Origin of the sequence: Streptomyces sp. NPDC050703 (assembly GCF_040654435.1) — a bacterium.
GTDB lineage: Bacteria > Actinomycetota > Actinomycetes > Streptomycetales > Streptomycetaceae > Streptomyces.
In genome coordinates, this window is the sequence record NZ_JBFAHX010000032.1 from 21,959 (window position 1) to 40,980 (window position 19,022).

General features: G+C 70.3%; 18 protein-coding genes. 3 read left to right on the top strand and 15 right to left on the bottom strand.

The window, feature by feature from the left end; genetic code table 11:
- Positions 1-73: 73 nt before the first annotated feature.
- Both AB0I16_RS25935 and AB0I16_RS25940 read right to left on the bottom strand, forming a co-directional pair.
- A complete protein-coding gene (locus AB0I16_RS25935) occupies positions 74-604 on the bottom strand; it encodes an alkyl hydroperoxide reductase (protein WP_150216448.1) in 531 nt (176 codons plus the stop codon).
- A 15-nt stretch (positions 605-619) separates the two neighbouring features.
- Entirely contained in the window at positions 620-1,174 is a 555-nt protein-coding gene (locus tag AB0I16_RS25940; protein ID WP_363251961.1) for a peroxiredoxin, read from the bottom strand.
- Between the two features lie 141 nt (positions 1,175-1,315).
- On the opposite strand from AB0I16_RS25940, the gene AB0I16_RS25945 reads away from it, so the two are divergent.
- Positions 1,316-2,260 (top strand): LysR substrate-binding domain-containing protein, encoded by a 945-nt coding sequence (locus AB0I16_RS25945; protein ID WP_363252029.1) that lies wholly within the window; start codon positions 1,316-1,318, stop codon positions 2,258-2,260.
- A gap of 36 nt (positions 2,261-2,296) precedes the next feature.
- On the opposite strand, the gene AB0I16_RS25950 is transcribed toward AB0I16_RS25945, so the two are convergent.
- Genes AB0I16_RS25950 through AB0I16_RS25960 form a run of 3 tightly spaced genes read right to left on the bottom strand, consistent with a single transcriptional unit; the run spans position 2,297 to position 5,924 of the window.
- A complete protein-coding gene (locus tag AB0I16_RS25950; protein WP_363251962.1) occupies positions 2,297-4,717 on the bottom strand; it encodes an ABC transporter permease in 2,421 nt (806 codons plus the stop codon).
- Complete coding sequence (locus tag AB0I16_RS25955; protein ID WP_363251963.1) at positions 4,714-5,400, bottom strand: ABC transporter ATP-binding protein; 687 nt, start codon at positions 5,398-5,400, stop codon at positions 4,714-4,716. The genes AB0I16_RS25950 and AB0I16_RS25955 overlap by 4 nt, the downstream gene beginning before the upstream one ends.
- On the bottom strand, positions 5,397-5,924 hold the full coding sequence (locus AB0I16_RS25960) for a PadR family transcriptional regulator (protein WP_363251964.1): 528 nt from the start codon (positions 5,922-5,924) through the stop codon (positions 5,397-5,399). The genes AB0I16_RS25955 and AB0I16_RS25960 overlap by 4 nt, the downstream gene beginning before the upstream one ends.
- 298 nt (positions 5,925-6,222) lie before the next feature.
- On the opposite strand from AB0I16_RS25960, the gene AB0I16_RS25965 reads away from it, so the two are divergent.
- Positions 6,223-8,481, top strand: a complete 2,259-nt coding sequence (locus AB0I16_RS25965) for a transglycosylase domain-containing protein (protein WP_363251965.1) — start codon at positions 6,223-6,225, stop codon at positions 8,479-8,481.
- Between the two features lie 65 nt (positions 8,482-8,546).
- Here the strand turns inward: AB0I16_RS25965 and AB0I16_RS25970 are convergent, their stop codons facing one another.
- From AB0I16_RS25970 to AB0I16_RS26010, 9 genes are all read right to left on the bottom strand, one after another.
- Positions 8,547-10,544, bottom strand: a complete 1,998-nt coding sequence (locus AB0I16_RS25970; protein WP_363251966.1) for an ATP-binding SpoIIE family protein phosphatase — start codon at positions 10,542-10,544, stop codon at positions 8,547-8,549.
- Between the two features lie 62 nt (positions 10,545-10,606).
- Positions 10,607-11,248 carry a class I SAM-dependent methyltransferase gene (locus AB0I16_RS25975; RefSeq protein ID WP_363251967.1) on the bottom strand — a complete coding sequence of 214 codons (642 nt, stop codon included), beginning with the start codon at positions 11,246-11,248 and terminating at the stop codon, positions 10,607-10,609.
- Between the two features lie 116 nt (positions 11,249-11,364).
- The gene (locus tag AB0I16_RS25980) at positions 11,365-12,048 is read right to left on the bottom strand and encodes a DUF402 domain-containing protein (protein ID WP_363251968.1); all 684 of its coding nucleotides are present in this window, start codon (positions 12,046-12,048) and stop codon (positions 11,365-11,367) included.
- A 57-nt stretch (positions 12,049-12,105) separates the two neighbouring features.
- Positions 12,106-13,509 (bottom strand): class II fumarate hydratase, encoded by a 1,404-nt coding sequence (locus tag AB0I16_RS25985; protein WP_363251969.1) that lies wholly within the window; start codon positions 13,507-13,509, stop codon positions 12,106-12,108.
- A gap of 446 nt (positions 13,510-13,955) precedes the next feature.
- Entirely contained in the window at positions 13,956-14,378 is a 423-nt protein-coding gene (locus tag AB0I16_RS25990) for a hypothetical protein (RefSeq protein ID WP_363251970.1), read from the bottom strand.
- Positions 14,375-14,698 (bottom strand): methyltransferase domain-containing protein, encoded by a 324-nt coding sequence (locus AB0I16_RS25995; protein WP_363251971.1) that lies wholly within the window; start codon positions 14,696-14,698, stop codon positions 14,375-14,377. The genes AB0I16_RS25990 and AB0I16_RS25995 overlap by 4 nt, the downstream gene beginning before the upstream one ends.
- A gap of 98 nt (positions 14,699-14,796) precedes the next feature.
- The gene (locus AB0I16_RS26000; RefSeq protein WP_363251972.1) at positions 14,797-15,000 is read right to left on the bottom strand and encodes a hypothetical protein; all 204 of its coding nucleotides are present in this window, start codon (positions 14,998-15,000) and stop codon (positions 14,797-14,799) included.
- Positions 15,001-15,135, bottom strand: coding sequence for a hypothetical protein (locus AB0I16_RS26005; protein ID WP_363251973.1), 135 nt, complete (start codon positions 15,133-15,135; stop codon positions 15,001-15,003).
- Positions 15,136-15,703: 568 nt separating this feature from the next.
- Positions 15,704-15,901, bottom strand: coding sequence for a hypothetical protein (locus tag AB0I16_RS26010; protein WP_363251974.1), 198 nt, complete (start codon positions 15,899-15,901; stop codon positions 15,704-15,706).
- Positions 15,902-16,000: 99 nt separating this feature from the next.
- Here AB0I16_RS26010 and AB0I16_RS26015 point away from each other — a divergent pair, with 99 nt between their 5' ends.
- Positions 16,001-17,200, top strand: a complete 1,200-nt coding sequence (locus tag AB0I16_RS26015) for a helix-turn-helix transcriptional regulator (RefSeq protein WP_363251975.1) — start codon at positions 16,001-16,003, stop codon at positions 17,198-17,200.
- A gap of 63 nt (positions 17,201-17,263) precedes the next feature.
- On the opposite strand, the gene AB0I16_RS26020 is transcribed toward AB0I16_RS26015, so the two are convergent.
- Complete coding sequence (locus tag AB0I16_RS26020) at positions 17,264-18,931, bottom strand: fumarate hydratase (RefSeq protein ID WP_363251976.1); 1,668 nt, start codon at positions 18,929-18,931, stop codon at positions 17,264-17,266.
- Positions 18,932-19,022 lie beyond the last annotated feature (91 nt).

Genomic DNA, 19,022 nt, shown 5'->3' on the forward strand with positions numbered 1-19,022 from the left:
TCGCACGGACATACGGCAGCGGCCCGGTCCGAAACCTTGGTTTCGGACCGGGCCGCTGCCGTGTGGGGGCTCGTTACGCCAGGACGTCCTCGGAGTCCAGCGTGACGCCGACCGCCTGGATGACCGCGGCGACCTTGAAGGCCTCCTGGATCGTCTCGCGGTCGACACCGGCCTTGCGCAGGACCTGCTCGTGCGAGTCCAGGCACTGGCCGCAGCCGTTGATCGCGGAGACCGCGAGCGACCACAGCTCGAAGTCGACCTTCTCGACCCCGGGGTTGCCGATGACGTTCATCCGCAGACCGGCGCGCATCGTCCCGTACTCCGGGTCGGAGAGCAGGTGGCGCGTGCGGTAGAAGACGTTGTTCATCGCCATGACGGCCGCGGCCGACTTGGCGGCGGTGTACGCCTCGGGGGAGAGGTTCGCCTTCGCCTCGGGCTCCAGCTCGCGCAGCACCTTCGGGGAGCGGGACGCGATGGCGCAGGCCAGCACGGTGCCCCAGAGCTGCTGCTTGGGCAGGTCCGAGTTGCCGATGACCGAGCCGAGGTTCAGCTTCAGGTCCTTGGCGTAGTCCGGTACGGCGGACTTCAGTTCGTCGAGTGCCATGTCAGTGAGCTCCGTTCACTCGCCCGAGAGCAGCGCGACCGGGTCAAGGGTCTCGTCGCCCTGGGTCCAGTTGCACGGGCAGAGCTCGTCGGTCTGGAGCGCGTCGAGGACCCGGAGGACCTCCTTGGGGTTACGGCCCACGGAACCGGCGGTCACCATCGTGAACTGGATCTCGTTGTTCTGGTCGACGATGAAGACGGCGCGCTGCGCGAAGCCGTCCTCGCCCTCGATGCCGAGGTCACGCATGAGCTCGTGCTTGGAGTCCGCCAGCATCGGGAAGGGCAGGTCCGTCAGGTCCGGGTGGTCCTTGCGCCAGGCGTGGTGCACGAACTCGGAGTCACCGGAGAAGCCGAGGATCTGGGCGTCACGGTCGGCGAACTCGTCGTTCAGCTTGCCGAAGGCCGCGATCTCGGTCGGGCACACGAAGGTGAAGTCCTTGGGCCACGCGAAGACGATCTTCCACTTGCCTTCGTAGGTCTTGTGGTTGATCTGCTCGAACTCCTTGCCCTTCTCCAGGGAGACACAGGCGGTCAGGTCGAACTCGGGGAACTTGTCACCGACAGTGAGCACTCGTACTCCTTGCGCGAAGAGAGTCCCTTTTGGGGACTTTCCTGGGGGGTTGGACTGGTGTCGATGGTGGCACAGGGTGCATTGATTAGGGAAATAGCTAGAGTGGGTCGTGTTGATCGGAGGTGGTTATCAGTGCGAGCCATAAATAGGGGCAAGCAGCCCCAAGGCAAGCAGCCGAGTCTGGCGCAGCTGCGCGCGTTCGCGGCCGTGGCCGAGCATCTGCACTTCAGGGACGCGGCCGCGGCGATCGGAATGAGCCAGCCGGCTCTCTCGGGAGCCGTCGCGTCCCTTGAGGAGGCACTGGGTGTCCAGCTCCTGGAGCGGACCACCCGCAAGGTGCTGCTCTCCCCGGCGGGCGAGCGGCTCGCCGTGCGGGTCGGGGCGGTCCTCGGCGAGGTCGAGGCGCTCATGGAGGAGGCCGACGCCGTCAAGGCGCCGTTCACCGGCGCGCTGCGGCTCGGCGTGATCCCGACCGTCGCGCCCTACCTGCTGCCCACGGTCATCACGCTCGTCCACGAGACCTATCCCGACCTGGACCTCCAGGTGCACGAGGAGCAGACCTCGTCGCTGATCGAGGGGCTCACCGCGGGCCGGCTCGACCTGCTGCTCCTCGCCGTCCCGCTCGGCGTGCCCGGCGTCACCGAACTGCCGCTCTTCGACGAGGACTTCGTGCTCGTCACGCCGCTCGACCACTGGCTCGGCGGCCGCGAGGGAATCCCCCGCGAGGCGCTGAAGGAGCTGCGGCTGCTGCTCCTCGACGAGGGGCACTGCCTGCGCGACCAGGCCCTCGACATCTGCCGCGAGGCCGGCCGCGCCGAGGCCCCGGTGACCACCACGGCGGCCGGGCTCTCCACCCTCGTACAGCTGGTGGCCGGCGGGCTCGGCGTGACGCTGCTGCCGCGCACCGCGGTGCGGGTGGAGACCAGCCGCAGCAACCAGCTGCTCACCGGGTACTTCGCCGACCCGGCGCCCACCCGGCGGATCGCCCTGGCGATGCGGACGGGGGCCGCGCGGGCCGCCGAGTACGAGGAGCTGGCCACGGCGCTGCGGGGTGCCGTACGCCCGCTGCCGGTACGGGTGGTGTGACCCACCCGTACCGGCGGCACGGAACCGCTGTCCGCGCTACTCCGTGCGCAGGCCGTCCGGCCGCATCATGCGCCACAGCGGCGGCAGGCTGAGCAGCGTCACGGCCGCGACGAGGACGGCTCCCGCGCCGGTCAGCGGCAGGAAGAGCCACCAGTCGGTGACCGGCTTGTCGATCATGCGGACCATGACCCAGCCGAGGCCGAGGCCGCCGGCGACCGCGAGGGCCAGGCCGATGGCGACCGGGACCGCCGTCTGCCACAGCACCGACCACGCCATCGAGGAGCGCCGGGTGCCGAAGGCGGTGAGCGCCGCGAGGAGCTTCCTGCGCTCGCGCAACTGCTCCAGCATCGACACCAGCATGGACGCCGCGATCAGCACCATCGTGGCCATCGCGCCGATCTGCAGGCCGGTCTGGACGGTGGCGTACTGCTTGTCGCGCTCCACGGCGCGCAACGTCATCACGTCGAGGAACGGGCCGACGCGGGCGGCGGTGTTGCGGATGTACTCCTCGGCGTCCGGTGTGTCCATGTCGACCTTGATCATGGCGGTCGTCGAGGCGTCGACCAGCTCGGCGGGGTCGAGGGCGCCGGGGGTGGCGTAGATGCCGTTGTGCTCCTCGCCGCTCGGGTCGGGACGGGTCCTGACCACGCGGGAGTCGGCGGGCAGCGTCCACGGCATGTGCCGCTGCCCGGCCTTTTCCCAGCTTTCGGCGTTGAGGTCGACCGGCTTGCCGCGGCGGGCCGTCTCGTCGACCCAGTCGTTCATCCCCTGGTCGCCGGTGTGCGCGACGAAGGTGTCGCCGTCCCTGCACCGGCCGATGCGGGCGAGTTCGCGCAGGTTCTCGCAGGTGGCGACCGTCAGCTCCGTGGTGGGCCGGATGTCGTCGCCGCTCTTCACCCGGCCGGGCTTCACGACGTACGTGGTGACCGTGCCGATGACGTGCTCGACGCCCTTGGTCGTACGGAACCGCTCGATCATCTGCTCGGCGAGTTCGCCGTCGCCCACGTCGGCCCTGACCACCAGGCTGGCGCGGCCGGGGGCGTTGTCGGTGGTGCGGTTGAAGTCGTCGTGCATCGCCACGAACAGCATCTGCAGGGCCACCGCGCCCGCGACCGCCACGGTGATGCCGCTGACCGCCCTGGCCGCCGTGCCGCTGCTCAGCTGCAGCCTGCGGACGGCGAGCTGCCAGGGCACGGGGCCGCCGCCGCGCAGCCTGGCCACACTCGCCTCGACGAGCCAGGGCAGCAGCGCGGCCAGGCCCACCAGGGTGAGCGTCGAGCCCAGGCCGATGGCGTAGACCGGCGGGGCGATGTCGCCGCCGACGCGGCCCGCGGCCAGCAGGATGCCGAGCCCGAGCAGCGGCATGACCACGCGCCACCACAGCCGCCGCCTGCGGGGCCTGGTGTTGCGCACGACGCCGAGCGGCTCGATGGAGACGGCCCGCAGGGAGATCAGCGTGACCACGACGGAGGTGACCGGCACGGCGATGAGGACCGTCACGGCGAGGCCGGGCACCGGCACGACGTCGGAGGGGAAGGCGCTGACCTGCCACATGTCGACCAGGCCGAACACTTCACGCACCCCGAGGAACGCGATGCCGCCCACGGCGAGGCCGAGCAGCGCGCCGCACAGGGCCTCGCCCGCGGCGATCCGGCGCACGCTGTGCGCGTCGGCGCCGACCAGGCGCAGCGCGGCGAGCCGCCGGTCGCGCCGCTCGCCGCCGAAGCGGACGGCGGTGCCGATGAAGATGACCACCGGGGTGAGCAGGACCACGCAGATCAGGACGACGAGGACGACGAGGAGCGGGTCGAGGGGCTCACCGGGCTGGGCCCAGCCGAACCGGGCGACGCGGTGGCCGCCCTGGTCGCGGGTGAGGGAGTCGGAACCGGCATAGTAGTAGAGCTCCTTGGGGTGGACGAGGCCCGCGTCGGCGATGGTGCCCGTGATCCGGTACCGGTCGAAGCGCTCCTTGAGCAGGGCGCCGTCGGGGCTTTCCAGGAGGTCCCGCAGGGCGGGGGAGACGATCATCTCGCCGTCGCCCGGCAGCTTCGCGATGCCGGGCGGCACGACGGGGTGCGAGCCCTCGGCGCGCAGCACGCGGCCGCTCACCGTCGAATCGCGGAAGTCGGTCTGCACGTCGCGCTGGAGCACCGTCGAGTCCGACTTCGCGGCGGGCTTGCCGGAGAACTGGTCCTCCGCCGAGCGGGCCACCGAGCGGTCCTCGCGCCGCTGCATCAGCTCGGGCACGGAGGCGGCGCCGAGCAGCAGCGCCACACCGAGACCGACGCCGACCGCGGTGAGCAGCGTGCGGGTCCAGCCCTCGCGGCCGCCGCCGAGGGCGAAGCGCGCGCCCATGGCGAGGTCGCGCAGGAAGGCGCGCGGCCCCTTGCCCGCCGTCTTCCCGGCGGCGGGCGCGGCGGCGGGCGTCGTGGCCCTGGCGCGGGTGTCGAGGCTCATACCGCCCGCTCCATGTCGCGCGACCTGCCGTCGCGCACGACGATCTCGCGGTCGGAGTAGGCGGCGACCCGGGTCTCGTGGGTGACGAGGACGACGGCGGCGTTGGTCGAACGGGCGGCGTCGGTGAGGAGCTCCATGACGCGTTCGCCGTTGAGGGAGTCCAGCGCGCCCGTCGGCTCGTCGGCGAAGACCACACGGGGGCTGGTGGCGAGCGCGCGGGCGACGGCCACGCGCTGGCCCTGGCCGCCGGAGACCTCGCCGGGCCGCTTGGCGGTGACGTCGTCGACCTCCAGGCGCTCCATCCAGGTCCGCGCGGTCGCCTCGGCCTCCTTGCGCCGGACGCCGTTCAGCCGCAGCGGGAGGGCCACGTTCTCGACGCAGGTCAGCTCGGGCACGAGCTGACCGAACTGGAAGACGAAGCCGAACTCGCTGCGCCGCAGCGCGCTCAGCGCGGCGTCCGGCATGCCGGTCAGCTCGCGGCCGTTGTACGTGATGGAGCCCTCGTCGGGCCGGACGATCCCGGCGAGGCAGTGCAGCAGGGTCGACTTGCCGGAGCCCGAGGGGCCCATGACGGCGACGACCTCGCCGGGGTGGATGGAGAAGGCGGCGCCGTCGAGCGCGGCGGTCGGGCCGTAGGTCTTGCGGAGTCCGTCGGCCTGGAGCAGGGAACCAGCGGGGGTCATGCGGGGCGCACCTCCTGGGCGAGCCTGCCGAGGCGTGCGGCGGTCAGTTCGAGCCAGCGCAGATCGGCTTCGAGATGGAAGAGCGCGTGGTCGCAGATGAGCTGGTCGGCGAGGTCGCCCTTGCGCTTGCGGTCGGTGAGGATGCGCATCAGGCGCAGGTGTTCGGCGCGCTGCACGTCGAGGAGTTCGGCGGCGTCGCGCTCGGTGAGGAGCGCGAGCACGACCTTGGTGTAGAGGGTCGACTGGAGGTAGGGCTCCGGCTTCTCCGGGGTGGCGAGCCACCGCTGGACGTCCGTGACGCCGGCCTCGGTGATCGCGTACCGCTTGCGCTCGGGACCGCCGCCCGCCTCTATGCCGTCGACCTCGACGAGGCCGTTCTTCAGCAGGCGGGACATGGTCGAGTAGACCTGCCCGTAGTGCAGGGGCTTGTCGTGCCCGAACCTCTCGTCGAAGGCGCGCTTGAGGTCGTAGCCGTGCCGGGGGCCCGACTCCAGGAGACCCAGAAGGGTGTGGCCAATGGACATGCGACGCACTCTACACGCCGTGTATACGTGGTGTGTATACGCCCGGTGTAGAGCCGGTGGGCGGAAACGGCAGCGCAACCTTCCGGCCCCTGAGACCGTCGGTTCCTGAGGGGCGGGTGCTCATTGTCACGTCCGGAAAAGACCGGATCGAAGGACCTTTGTCCCTTGGTGCGGTGTTAGTTTCATGAGCTGACTTAGCGACCAGATGAGTTGCCAGTGAGAAGACGGCACGTACGGGAAGCACGTGGTAGTGCGAGACGTACGGGTCGTACGAGACGGAAGCGGAGCATCCTCAGTCATGGGCCGAGCCGAAGAACGACAAGCGCGGCAGCGCGGTGCCCGCCGGGCAGCGCGCGGGCGCCCGTCAGGCGGGGGCAAGCCCAGGCGCACCGGCATACGCCGCTTCTTCACCTGGAAGAAGATGCTGGGCACGTTCTTCGGATTCGTGCTGCTCGGCATGCTCGGCTTCGTCGTGCTGTACCTGGTGGTCGACATCCCCGAGGGCAACGCCCTCGCGAAGAAGCAGAGCAACGTCTACAAGTACAGCGACGGCAAGATCATCGCGCGGACCGGTGACGTGAACCGCGAGATCGTCGACCTGGACAAGGTGCCCGAGGACGTACAGAAGACGTTCGTCGCCGCCGAGAACAAGTCCTTCTACAAGGACGAGGGCGTCGACTTCAAGGGCACGGCCCGCGGCGTCCTCAACACGGTGACCGGCAAGGGCAAGCAGGGTGGTTCGACCATCACCCAGCAGTACGTGAAGAACTACTACCTCAGCCAGGAGCAGACCGTCAGCCGCAAGCTGAAGGAACTGGTGGTCTCGCTCAAGGTGGACCGCGAGAAGAGCAAGGACGACATCCTCGCGGGGTACATCAACACCAGCTACTACGGACGCGGCGCCTACGGCATCCAGGCCGCGGCCCAGGCCTACTACGGCGTCGACGCCAAGGACCTGGAGGTGGAGGAGGGCGCCTACCTCGCGGCCCTCCTCCAGGCCCCCAGCCAGTACGACTGGGCGGTCGCGTCGCCGACCGGCAGGAAGCTCGTCAAGCAGCGCTGGAACTACGTACTCGACAACATGGTCGAAGAGGGCTGGCTGGACTCCGGCAAGCGGGCGGGACTCACGTTCGCCAAGCCCGATGACCCGAAGGCACCGCCCGGCCGCGAGGGCCAGATCGGCTACCTCGTGGAGGAGGCGAAGCAGGAGATCCTGCGGAACAGCGACCTCACCGAGGCCGAGTTCGAGGCCGGCGGCTACACCGTCACGCTGAACATCGACCCCGAGAAGCAGAAGCAGCTAGAAGAGGCCGTCGACAAGAAGCTGAACGACCGGCTCGACCGCAAGGACAACAAGGCCGACGCCCGGGTCCAGGCGGGCGCCGCCTCCGTCGACCCCAGGAACGGCAAGGTCCTCGCCATGTACGGCGGCGAGGACTACGTGAAGCACTACACGAACAACGCCACCCGCCGCGACTACCAGGCGGCCTCCACCTTCAAGCCGCTGATCCTCGCCGCGGCCCTGGAGCACGGCGCCACCACGCAGGACGGCAAGCCGATCACCGCGGGCACGGTGTACGACGGCACCAGCGAGCGCCCGGTCAGGGGCAGCGACGTGGGCTTCGCGCCGCCGAACGAGGACGGCGTCGACTATGGCCCCGTCACCGTCCAGAAGGCGATGAACAAGTCCGTCAACTCCGTCTTCGCGCAGATGGGCGTGGACGTCGGGATGCCCGAGGTCATGGAGATGGCGGGCAAGCTCGGCATGAACGTCAAGGGCCTGCCCGCCGTGCCCGCCCAGACCCTCGGCTCCATGGGCGCGAGCCCCCTGGAGATGGCGGGCGTGTACGCCACCCTCGACAACCACGGCAAGAAGGTCACCCCGGCGCTCGTCGCCTCGGTCGAGCACAAGGACCGCACGGTCGACCTGCCCGACCCGATCGGCGACCAGGTGGTCAAGCGCGGCACGGCCGACTCGCTCACCTCGGTCCTGACCGGCGTGGTCGACGACGGCACCGGCAGCGCGGTGCGCAACCCGGCGCAGGACGTGGCGGGCAAGACCGGTACCTCCGACGACAACAAGTCGGCCTGGTTCACCGGCTACACGCCGAAGCTGGTCACCTCCGTCGGCCTGTTCGGCGAGGGCGCCCCCGGCACGCCGGAGAAGAACAAGCAGGTCTCCATGAAGGGCGCGGGCGGCCGCGCACGCGTCGACGGCGGCAGCTTCCCCGCCGACATCTGGGCGGCGTACACCTTCGAGGCGATGGGCTCGCCCAGCGAGTTCGACCTCGACACCGACATGGGCGCCGCCGTCGCGCCGCCCCCGGAGCCGACGACGAAGGCCCCGAAGGCACCGACGACCGAGCCGACGGAGCCCGAGGACGACCCGACGACGAAGCCGCCGTCGGAGACCCCGACGACGAAGCCGCCGTCCGACGACCCGACGACCAGGCCGCCGTCGGAGGACCCGACGACGAAGCCGCCGACCACCGAGCCGGGGCCGAGCGACACGGCCGAGGAGCCGGACGACCCCGACCGGCTGCCCGGCAGGGACTGACGGCTCACAGCACGCGAGGGCGCCCGGAACCGAGAGGTTCCGGGCGCCCTCGCGTGTCCGTGCGGTCAGCTCCGGTTCAGCTCGAACCAGACGACCTTGCCCGTGCTCAGGCGCGTGGCGCCCCACCGCCGGGCCATCTTGTTGACCAGGTAGAGCCCCCGGCCGCCCTCGTCCGTGGCGCGGGCCTGGCGGAGCCTCGGCAGCTGCGGCACGTCGTCGCCGACCTCGCAGCGCAGGACGTCGGTGCGGAGCAGCCGCAGGGTGATCGGCCGGGACGCGTACCGCACGGCGTTGGTGACGACCTCGCTGACGAGCAGCTCCACCGCGTCCGTCATCTCCTCAAGGCCCCAGCGGGCGAGGGCGCTGCGGGCCAGGCGGCGGGCGCGGGACGGCGTGGCGTTCTCCGGTTCCAGGAACCAGTACGCGACGTCGCTCGGCGCGATGCCGTCGAAGCGGGCGGCGAGCAGCGCGATGTCGTCGTCCCGGTCGCCGGGGCCCAGCATGTCGAGCACCTCGTCGCAGAGCGCCTCAAGGGGCGGCGGGTGGTCCGGGCCCGTCAGCTGCGCCGTCGCGGCGAGACGTTCCCGCAACTGCTCTATGCCGGTCCACACGTCCCGCAGCCGGGACTCCACGAGCCCGTCCGTGTACAGGAGCAGCGTCGCGCCCGCCGGGGCGTCGAGCTCCACGGCCTCGAAGTCGACGCCGCCCACGCCGATCGGGGCGCCCGGCGGCACGCGAAGCACCTCGGCGCGCCCGCCCAGGTGCAGCAGGACGGGCGGCGGATGCCCGGCGTTGGCGATGGTGATGCGGTGCGAGACCGGGTCGTAGACCGCGTACAGGCAGGTGGCCATGCGGTCGGAGCCCAGCCGCTGGGCCTGCTCGTCGAGGTGGTGCAGGACCTCCTGCGGCGGCAGGTCGAGCCCGGCGAGGGTCTGCGCCGTCGTCCGGAGCTGGCCCATGATCGCGGCCGAGGTCATCGAGTGCCCCATGACGTCGCCCACCACCAGGGCGACACGGCTGCCGGGCAGCGGGATCGCGTCGTACCAGTCGCCGCCGACCCGGGCGGTCTCGGCCGCCGGCAGATAGCGCGAGGCGAGCCGCACACCGGTCGGGCGCGGCAGCGTCTCGGGGAGCATGGTGCGCTGCAGCTCGTCGGCGATGTACGCCTCGCGGCCGTACAGGACCGCCTTGTCGATGCCGAGCGCGCTGTGCGTGGCCAGCTGGGCGGCGACGAGGAGGTCGTCCACCTCGAAGGCCGGGCGGTCGGGGCGGCGCAGGAACACGGCCGCGCCGATCACCCGCCGCCTGCCCCGCAGCGGCGCGAGGATGGCCCGCTGCCCCGCCGGCACGGTCCGCCCCTCACCGAGGAGTTCGGGCAGCGCCGCCTGGGCCGCCGCCGAGTCCGCGAAGACCGGGCGCACGCCCCGCAGCACCTCGGCGAGCGCGCCGCCCGGCCGCACCTCGCACAGCTCGGCGGTGGCCGTGATGCCCGTGAAGTCGCCGCCCGGCACGATCTGGAGCGAGGACGGCGCGCCGCCGTCGGTGTCCGACTCCTCGACGCCCTCCTCCAGGGAGCGCAGCCGGTCGGCGCGGCGCAGGCGCAGCACCAGCGGGCCCGTGGGCCGCTCGTCGCCGACGGGCAGCGGGTCGCGCAGATAGACGAGGATCGCGTCGGAGAACGTCGGGACCGTGGCGCGGCACAGGCCCATCACGATCTCGTCGAGATCGATGCCGCGGGCGATCCGCCGCGTCGCCGCGCCCACGAACCGCAGCCGGTCGCCGTCGCGCCGCATCGCCACGGGCCCGGCACCCGGCGGCCGCGGCCTGCCGGTGCGCCGCTCCTCGCCGTCCGGCGGCCCCGCCGGCGCCGCGGCGGGCGGGGGCGGCACGGCCTCGGGCGGGCGCGGCCTGCCGGGGTCGGGCTCGGCGGCCGAGGGCTGGGAGTGCTCACCGGCCCCGGGCGCGCCGGAGGAACGCAGCAGCGCCCCGCGGGGGTCCGCGGGGGCGGTCGGCTCGGCAGCGGGTGCCTTGCGACCCTCGTATGGGGTGAGGTGCTCCGTCACGCGTTTCGAATCCGTCCGTCCGGGGCTGCGCGCCGAGCGCGCCGTCCAGCGTTGCGCGTCGCTCAGCCGCGTCGGCAGTGCAGAAAGATCTGTTGCTCGGGTGGTACGTCGGTGCTCGTCGGCGCGTACGAGTACGTGGCCTCGCCGGCGATGTCGAAGCCCGCCTCGCCCACGACCTGACGCAGCTCGTCGCCCAGGTAACCCGATACCCGGATCGTGTGTCCCAGGAACGGGATCGCCACGTCGTCGAGGTCGGCCTCGACCATGGACAGCGCCAGCAGGCCCCCGGGACGCAGCAGCCCGTGCAGCCGCCGCAGCGCCGCGGGGATCTCGGGGCGCGGCAGCATCAGCAGGGCGAAGAAGCAGACGATGCCGTCGAACCGGCCGATTCCCCCCGGCCCGTCGGCCCGCAGGTCCGCGATGTCGATCTGCCGGAACTCCGCCGCGGGGACGTTCTTTTCGGCCAGGCGCAGCATGCCCGCCGAGATGTCCGTGCCGAGGACGGTGTGACCGGCCCCGGTGAGCTGGCGGGCGGTGGGCAGGCCCGTGCCGCAGCCCACGTCGAGCACGCGGGAGCCGGGCGGCAGCGCCTCGATCAGGCGGCGCCCCGCGGCGAGCTGGCCCTCCTTGTGCGGGAAGGCGTCGTCGTAGGACTGCCCGATGCCGTCGAAGGCCTCGGCCTGTCCTCTGCGGTCCACGCTCACGTTCTGCCGCCCCTCGATGACTTCCTGTCAGGCACCGCACGGGTTCGCGGAGTTGCTGCTGTGCGCCCTTGCGGAGGACGATCCTACGTTTGACCCTCGGGGGCGCATCAAGGGTCTCATGACGACACATGCGCGGGCGTACGGTCCCAGTCATCCGGGAGGGAGGGTACGTCCCAGGACGGATCGGGGCGCCAGCGCTGCCAGCCGTCCGAGAACGGTGCCCCCCAGGCCTCGATCACGCCGAGGGCGGCCCGGCCGGCGGCGCGGACGTCAGCGGCCTTCTCGGGGTCCATCAGGCCCACCCGCAGGGCCTGTGCGAACTCGTCCTCGTCGTGCCACTGCCAACTCCGGTCCGGGCGCACGGAGATGTCCAGAAAGTGATCCTCGGAGTCCACCCCGCCCGCCCAGCGCGCCAGGGGCTCCTCCAGGTTCACGTACCAGTTCTTGAACTGCCAGCCGTGGTCCCAGAACAGCCAGACCGACCACGGCTCGCCGGGGTGCGCCAGCTTCAGGACGCCGGTGCCGGCCCAGTGGCTCCTGCTGACCGTGCGCGGCTTGGTGTAGCGGGTGGCGAGCGGCTCGCGGTGCACGGGCGTGCCGTCGGCGAGCACCGGCTTCACGCACTCGGTGCCGGGCGCCATCCACACGGCGAGCAGCGAGGGGGTGTCCTGGACGACGGTGACGGGACGGCAGATGTGGAAGCGGTCCCCGGCGTTCTCCCGGTACCGCCACAGGATGTGGTCGCCGGGGGCCCACCTGGCCGCTCCGCCGTCCGCCGTCTTTCCGTCGAGGTCTGTCATGGACAGATATTAGACGCCGTCACCGTACGGGGCCCGTGTGTTGCCCGAGGTGCGATGTCAGGGATGCGTCATCCGCAGCACGTCCAGGGCCTCGTCGAGCTGCTCCAGGGTGAGGGCGCCCCGCTCGACGTAGCCGGAGTCCAGGACGACCTCGCGGATCGTCCTGCGCTCCGCGAGGGACCTCTTCGCCACCTTCGCGGCCTCCTCGTAGCCGATGTACTTGTTCAGCGGCGTCACGACGGAGGGCGAGGACTCGGCGTACTCCCTGGCCCGCTCCCGGTGGGCGGTGATGCCATCGACGGTGCGGTCGGCGAGGAGCCGCGAGACGTTGGCGAGGAGGCGGACCGACTCCAGGACGTTCTTGGCGATCACCGGCAGCATGACGTTCAGCTCGAAGTTGCCCGCGGCGCCGGCCGCGGCGACCGTCGCGTCGTTCCCCGTCACCTGGGCGGCGACCATCAGGGCGGCCTCGGGGATGACCGGGTTCACCTTGCCCGGCATGATCGAGGAGCCGGGCTGCAGGTCGGGCAGGCTGATCTCGGCGAGGCCCGTGCGCGGGCCCGACGCCATCCACCGCAGGTCGTTGGCGATCTTCGTCAGGCCCACGCCGATGGTCCTGAGCTGCCCGCTGGTCTCCACGATGCCGTCGCGCGCGCCCTGCGCCTCGAAGTGGTCGCGGGCCTCGGTCAGCGGCAGGCCCGTGGCCCGCGCGATCTCCTCGATGACGGCGGCGGAGAAGCCGGGCGGGGTGTTGATGCCGGTGCCCACGGCCGTGCCGCCGAGGGGCAGTTCGGCCAGGCGCGGCAGCGAGGCCCTCAGCCGCTCCACGCCGTACCGCATCTGGGCCGCGTACCCGGCGAACTCCTGGCCGAGGGTCACGGGCGTGGCGTCCATCAGGTGCGTGCGCCCGGACTTCACCACGTCGGCGAACTCCTCGGCCTTGCGCTCCAGGGCGGTGGCGAGGTGCTCCAGGGCCGGGATCAGGTCGCCGGTGACCGCGCCGGTCGCCGCGATGTGGATCGAGGAGGGGAAGACGTCGTTCGAGGACTGCGAGGCGTTGACGTGGTCGTTGGGGTGCACGTCGCGGCCGAGCCGCTCGGTGGCGAGCGTGGCGATGACCTCGTTGGCGTTCATGTTGGACGAGGTGCCGGAGCCGGTCTGGAAGACGTCCACGGGGAAGTGCTCGTCCCAGCGGCCGTCCGCGACCTCGGCCGCCGCGTCCGCGATGGCCTCCGCGACGTCCTCGTCGAGCACGCCGAGGGACGCGTTGACCTTGGCTGCGGCAGCCTTGATCTGCGCGAGGGCCGCGATGTGGGCCCGCTCGATGCGCTGCCCCGAGACGGGGAAGTTCTCCACCGCGCGCTGGGTCTGGGCACGCCACTTGGCGTCCGCGGGGACCCGCACCTCGCCCATCGAATCGTGCTCGGTCCGGTACCCGCCGGTGCGGTCGTCGCTGGTCATGCCGTGAACCTACCTCTCCGCTCGACCCCGTCGAAAAGCATCGAAAAGGTGAGCGCGTGTCTTGATCCGCCTATTCCCCGGCCGACTGCCCGCCGGTACGGGAAGGGCCCCTCCACGCACGCGTGGAAGGGCCCCGCTCTCAGGCTTCGCCGCTGGACCAGGCCCGGGCCGCGCACCGGGATGTGCGTGAACGTCGGCTCGGGGGCCGGGTCCTGGAAGAAGCCGTTCGGCTTGTTCATCTTGCGTGGACCCTCGTGCGATCCCCGGCATGATCACGCGTGCAAGGGTTCTGGGGGCTGTCCGCCTGTCGATCCTGAAGGACGACACGGCCAGTCCCGAGAAGCAGAGGCAGGCCGTAGAGCACTGGACCGCTGGCCCTGCCGTCGACGGCCGTAAGCAATACACAGGGGCACCCGACTAACGTTGGGTGCCCCTTCTCCTTCGTTTCAGCCGAGAACCAGCGGAACGGGATTCGTTGGTTCATCGAGCCAGACTGTCTCACCCTCGGCGGTAACCGTGAGACCGAACCGCTCGAATCCGGGACGCCCCTGCGCGTCCCACCATCCGTAAGCCTTTTCCACTTCGTTCCACAGTTTCCGGGGGCCGGACTGGACGACTTCGAACTCTGCGCGGTCTTTCTCGAAGTCCGCAGTCGCCCATGACGTGACCGCCGTATCCCGAAGCCACAGGGTGTAAGAGCCGTCCGCGTACGATTCCATCCATGGAAACGCCTCGGGGACCTGAACCCCAATGCCGAACATGACGTGCCAGTCGCCCACAGCATCCGGGGAAAGAGTTGTGGTCGACTTGATGCCGTCGGCTGGCCATGGCTTGCCGTTCAGGTATTCGCGGACATGCTTCCGTTTCACGCGCTGGTGGTCTGCTCGACCCACGCGTAGGGGACTCGGCCGATTGAGCATGTGGCGATGACTCGGTCATAAGGCGCTGCCGGGACGTATCCTTCCGCGCCGTCTCCGACGACGGCCAGGGGATGGAATCCGACGTTCTGGAGCCGCTTTCTGGCGTCCGCCGAGACTGCGTCGTCCACTTCGATCGTGACGACGTTTTCGGGTCCTGCGCGGTGCGACAGAAGCCCGGCATTCCAGCCGGTACCTGTCCCGATCTCCAGAACCGTATGGCCTTCGTGAATGCTCAGCGCATCGAGCATCGAAAACACCATGGTGGGCATGGAGTTGGGAGAGGAGGGATCTTGCCTTTGTCCGGCCCGGTGTACGTGCCGTCATCCCATTGCGTCGTGATCGGCGCGTCCGTGTAAACGGCTCGCCGTCATGCGCGGGGTTCCTCGGACCGGATGATCCGGTTCTGTTGGTGGTTACCGTCTGCCGTACCCGGCCAGATCGCATCGGGCACGAACAGGTGGCGCGGTGCCCGCTTGAATGCGGGGAGCCAATCAGACGACAGGACACCCTTTTCCATGAGCGCGGACGCCAACCCTTCCGGGGTGGCGTCCGCTTCGTGGTGCTCGCTCATTCAGCGACCGTCCGCCGGTCCCTGGCCGTCGTTGGTGTTGCCACCCTCGTCCGAGCCGCCGCCGTGCTTGTTGCCGCTGTTGCTGTCGTCCTGCGGGTTCCCGCCGTCCGTCATCGTGAGCCAGTGCTTACGCATTTGGTTACCTCCCGTGGCATGGATGGTGCCTGTCCATCCGTCTCGCTGTCTGCGAAACGGGGTACTGCACCGCCCCTGCCGAAGTCGCGTCCGACAACAGAGGGGGAGCCGGATTAGATATATCCGGCAGGGGCGGAGATCATCGGGGCAGAGTCAGCAGGAAGCCGGCGAGCGTCCAGACCAGAAATGCGGTCAGTCTCCATAAGCTGACACAGTGGCCAAGGCCAAGAGCGGATCGTCGGTCCGTGCGGCAGCGCGGGCATTTCCTCGCAGCGTTGCGCACGCCATGCATGTGGAGGGGTCGACTGGACCGCGCCTGGGTTCTCTCGGCAATCGGTCATCGGCTCTCATTCCCCCTGCTTTCCTGCGCAGCGTTGGCAGTTCGCGACCGAGCACGGAGGGAGCGCATTCGGCGGGAATGCGATCACGCCGGAAGCCGAGTCACGAATTCCCCCGTACTCGGCCCACCAGCCCCTTTCTGACGCCTTCTCGTCGCCGCCAACAAGACTGACTGGGTCCGGCTCGGGTAAGGCGCTCACGCGGGCGCTGACGCGCTTTGCGGGGGCTGTCATGACTGCACCTTGGGGCACTCGGCGTGCCGGTAGGTCACGGCGGGCGCACCGGCCGGCATGGGGGCGGTGCCTCGGATCGCACGCTCAAGGCTCTTGATCGGCTGTTTGCACTCGGGGCAGCAGTAACCCTTGGGGGCGTAGGTCACGTACTCGGGTTGCCGTGCGTCGGTGCCTGCCCTGGTCTGGCTTGCCATCGTCGCCGTCTCCTCGTCTCGGTGCAGAGTGATCGTCGCGCCGTGTGGAAGTCGGGACTAGCGGCCCCGTGTAGGCCAACCGTCGGCCAGACTGGGGCTATGGGGAGCAGCATCGGGGCCAACATCCGGCGTGAGCGCGAACGGCTCCGCTGGAGCCAGGCGCGTTTGGCGGGCGAGGTGTGCCGCCTCGCCGGCGTTCAGGGCGATCCGGTCGGGCGTCAGGAGATCAGTCGATGGGAGACGGGGAAGCGCACCCCCCGTGAATGGCTCCCCATCCTGGCCGCCGCCCTCGGCGTTCCCGTAGACGTGTTGCAAGCCCCCCAGTCGCCCGCTGAACCGCCGCTGCCGACCCTGGCCGACTTCCTGCCCGAGGATGATCCTCTGGCCCCTCTGAGCGGCCGTGAGGGACGCCGTATCGGGTCGGGGCAGATCACCGACCTTCAGCAGCGCGTGCACGGCTTGCGCCTGGCCGACGACTTTTTGGCCGGGGGCGATCTCATTCGGCCCGCGCTGCGGGAGCTGCGACGTGCCGTGAAGCTTTATCGGGAACACGCGCACACCGACGTGATCGGCCGCGATCTGTTGCGGCAGCTCGGGGAGTTGGCGCAGATCGCGGGTTGGATCGCCAGTGACGCGGGTCAGCATGAAGAGGCGGAACGGATCTACCGGCTAGGGATCAGTGCCGCCCGACAGGCCGAGGATTTCACCCTGGCCGGGAACATCGCCGGTTCCCTGGCCTACCAGTTCAGCAACACGGGTCGGGAAGCCGAGGGGGTCACCCTTGCGCAAGCCGCCCTGCATGACGCTGCGGACGCGCCACCGAAAGCCCGCGCCCTGTACCTCGATCGAGTGGCTTGGGCGCACACGAAGGCGAACCAGCCGCAGCCCGCCATGCGCGCACTTGGAGAGGCCGGGGAAGCCTTGACCGCAGACACCCCCGGCACGGAGTCACCCGCCTATCTGTATTGGGTCGACGCGGGGGAACTCCGCGTCATGGAGAGCCGCGTCTACACGGAACTGCGCCGCCCCTTGCGGGCCGTCCCTTTGCTGCGAGAGGTGCTCAAGGAATACGACGCTACGCATACACGGGAAATGGCCCTCTACCTCTCCTGGCTGGCCGTGGCCTATGCCGACGCCAACGAGCCCGCGGAAGCCGCAGCAGTGGCCGAGAGGGTCATCAGTCTGTCGGCGGACGTGGCCAGCGAACGGACGGCTGAGCGGGTGCGCGTGGTGCTTGACCGGCTCTCCGAGTATGCCGACGTGCCCGAGGTTCGGGCAGTGCTGGACAGCGCCGCGTGAGGGCAGGAACGGCGAGAGCCCCCGACCGGCGGCCAGGGGCTCTCTGCGCGGGTCAGGGGTGCGTTACGCCAGGCCAGGCCCCCGGACGGGGATGCTGGTGAACGTCGGCTGCTCGGGTTCCCGGGAAGTGAAGAAGTCGTTGCCCTTGTCGTCGACGACGATGAACGCGGGGAAGTCCTCCACCTCGATCTTCCAGACCGCCTCCATGCCCAGCTCCTCGTACTCGACGACCTCGACCTTCTTGATGCAGTCCTGGGCCAGGCGCGCGGCCGGGCCGCCGATCGAGCCGAGGTAGAAGCCGCCGTGCGCGTCGCACGCGTCGGTGACCTGCTTGCTCCGGTTGCCCTTGGCGAGCATGACCTTGGAGCCGCCCGCCGCCTGGAACTGCTCCACGTAGGAGTCCATGCGCCCGGCCGTGGTCGGTCCGAAGGAGCCGGAGGCGTAGCCCTCGGGGGTCTTCGCGGGGCCCGCGTAGTACACGGGGTGGTCCTTCAGGTACTGCGGCATCTCCTCGCCCGCGTCGAGCCGCTCCTTGATCTTGGCGTGCGCGATGTCGCGGGCCACGACCAGCGGTCCCGTCAGCGACAGGCGGGTCTTCACCGGGTGCTTGGTCAGCTCGGCGAGGATGGCGTCCATGGGCTGGTTGAGGTCGATCCTGACGACGTCCTCCTCGCCCAGGTGCTCGTCCGTGGTCTCCGGCAGGAAGCGCGCCGGGTCCGTCTCCAGCTGCTCGAGGAAGACGCCCTCGGCGGTGATCTTCGCGGTGGCCTGGCGGTCGGCCGAGCAGGAGACGGCGATGGCGACGGGCAGCGAGGCGCCGTGGCGGGGCAGGCGCACGACGCGGACGTCGTGGCAGAAGTACTTGCCGCCGAACTGCGCGCCGATGCCGATCTTCTGCGTCAGCTCGAAGACCTTCTCCTCCAGCTCCTTGTCCCGGAAGCCGTGCCCGGTGGGGGAGCCCTCGGCGGGCAGCTCGTCGAGGTAGTGCGCGGAGGCGTACTTCGCGGTCTTCAGGGCGAACTCGGCGGACGTGCCGCCGACGACGATCGCCAGGTGGTACGGCGGACACGCGGCCGTACCGAGCGAGCGGATCTTCTCCTCCAGGAACTTCATCATGGAGGTCTCGTTCAGGACGGCCTTCGTCTCCTGGTAGAGGAACGACTTGTTCGCCGAGCCACCGCCCTTGGCCATGAAGAGGAACTTGTAGGCGCCGCCGTCGGTCGCGTACAGCTCGATCTGCGCGGGCAGGTTGGAGCCGGTGTTCTTCTCCTCCCACATGGTCAGCGGGGCCATCTGGGAGTACCGGAGGTTGAGCTTCGTGTACGCGTCGTAGATGCCCCGGGAGAGCGCCTCCTCGTCGCCGCCCTCCGTGAGGACGTTCTGGCCGCGCTTGCCCATGACGATGGCGGTGCCGGTGTCCTGGCACATGGGGAGCACGCCGGCGGCGGCGATGTTCGCGTTCTTCAGCAGGTCGAGGGCGACGAACTTGTCGTTGCCCGACGCCTCGGGGTCGTCGATGATGCGCCGGAGCTGGGCCAGGTGCGCGGGCCGCAGGTAGTGCTGGATGTCGTGGATGGCCTCGGCGGCGAGCTTGCGCAGGGCCTCCGGGTCGACCTTGAGGAACGTCCGCCCGTCGGCCTCGAAGGTGGAGACACCCTCGGCGGTCACCAGCCGGTACGGGGTGGTGTCCTCTCCCAGCGGGAGCAGATCGGAGTACGCAAACTCTGGCATTACGGCCATTCCTCACTCGGCAGACAGCGGCGCGGCCTCCATTGGCGACGCGTCAACCAGCGTAAGACGCGCCGGAGGCGCCCGGTCTGTG